Origin of the sequence: Kitasatospora sp. NPDC088783 (assembly GCF_044750705.1) — a bacterium.
Taxonomy (GTDB): domain Bacteria; phylum Actinomycetota; class Actinomycetes; order Streptomycetales; family Streptomycetaceae; genus Kitasatospora; species Kitasatospora fiedleri.
In genome coordinates this window covers 1-1259 of sequence record NZ_JBIVKJ010000049.1, presented here as the reverse complement: position 1 = coordinate 1259, position 1259 = coordinate 1, and the positions used below count along the sequence as shown (strand labels likewise).

The following is a 1259-nucleotide window of genomic DNA, read 5'->3' as shown; positions in this document are numbered from 1 at the left end:
AAGCCAGAGGATCAGGGCCGCCAGGACGATTCCGGCTCGGTAGCGGTTGGCGAGCTTGTCGAACCTGGTTGCGATCGCACGGAACTGCTTCAGGCGAGCGAAGCATCGTTCGACCACGTTGCGGTCGCGGTAGATGTCCTTGTCGAAGGCGGGTGGCCGGCCGCCGAGGGCTCCGCGTCGGCGGCGGTTGGCCGCCTGGTCGCGGCGTTCGGGGATCGTGGCGGTGATGCCCCGGCGCCGCAGCAGGTGGCGGATCGCCCTGCTGGAATACGCCTTGTCGCCCAGCACTCGAACCGGTGTCGTGCGGGGCCGACCAGTTGTGGCGCGCGGGACGCGGATCTGGTCGAGGACTTGGGTGAAGGCGGTGGCGTCGTTGGTGTTGCCGGGCGTGAGCACGATCGACAACGGCAGCCCCCGGCCGTCGACGGCGAGGTGGACCTTGGTGGTCAGCCCGCCTCGGGATCGACCAAGGGCCTGGCGCGCCTGCGAGCGGCCCGAATCTTCCAGTTCGTCCCCGTCTGCGGCCCCTTTTTGCGGGCGCCGGCGGCGTGCTGATGGGCGCGGTTGATCGTGGAGTCGACCGAGACGGTCCACTCCACCCGGCCCACTGCGTCGTCGCGGACCTGGACCTGCTCCAGCAGCCTGGCCCAGGTCCCGTCCGCCTCCCAGCGGGCGAACCGCTCGTAGACGGTCTGCCAGGGGCCATACCGGCCGGGCAGGTCACGCCATGGCGCCCCGGTCCGCAACCGCCACAACACCCCGTTGACCACCTGGCGGTGATCCCGCCATGGACGGCCACGCCCATCTACCTGCGGCAGCAGGGGCTCTATTCGCTCCCACGCTGCATCCGTCAGCTCACCTCTGCCAGCCACAAGATCAATTATTGGCAAAGTCCGGGCCTGGATCGGGCAGAGGGGTCGGCACGAAGAGGCTCAGCCGGTAAGTGGTCGGCTGCACCAAGCGCCCACAGAACGTGTCCATCCGCGCCGCCGTCCAGTCGATCTGCTTGTCCGTCGTCCGAAGGTGGTGGATGTGAGCACGCCACTCCGACTCGTCCTGAGTCTCGAAAAGCACTTCCCAGCGGCCCGCGTCAGGCGCGAAACGAGCATCAGCCTGCTGAGTCTCCTCCCGCTGCTGACGCCTTCTCTTCCGTTGTCCTGGCATCGACCCAGCATCGCTGGCCTCCACCATCACAGCAAGGGCATTACCTACCGCCGGAGATCGGGACGAAGGTGATCATTTGTCAGACACGTCCTAGG

2 protein-coding genes are annotated in these 1259 nt (G+C 67.6%); both read right to left on the bottom strand.

What is annotated here, in order from left to right; translation table 11 throughout:
- A protein-coding gene (locus ACIP60_RS38290; protein WP_400694289.1) for an IS5 family transposase occupies nt 1-872 on the bottom strand; the annotation gives its coding sequence in 2 pieces (ribosomal slippage) (nt 1-524 and nt 524-872; 873 coding nt annotated over the 2 pieces). This gene is flagged as partial in the annotation.
- 4 nt (nt 873-876) lie between these two features.
- Entirely contained in the window at nt 877-1191 is a 315-nt protein-coding gene (locus ACIP60_RS38285) for a hypothetical protein (RefSeq protein WP_400694286.1), read from the bottom strand.
- Between the last annotated feature and the right edge of the window lie 68 nt (nt 1192-1259).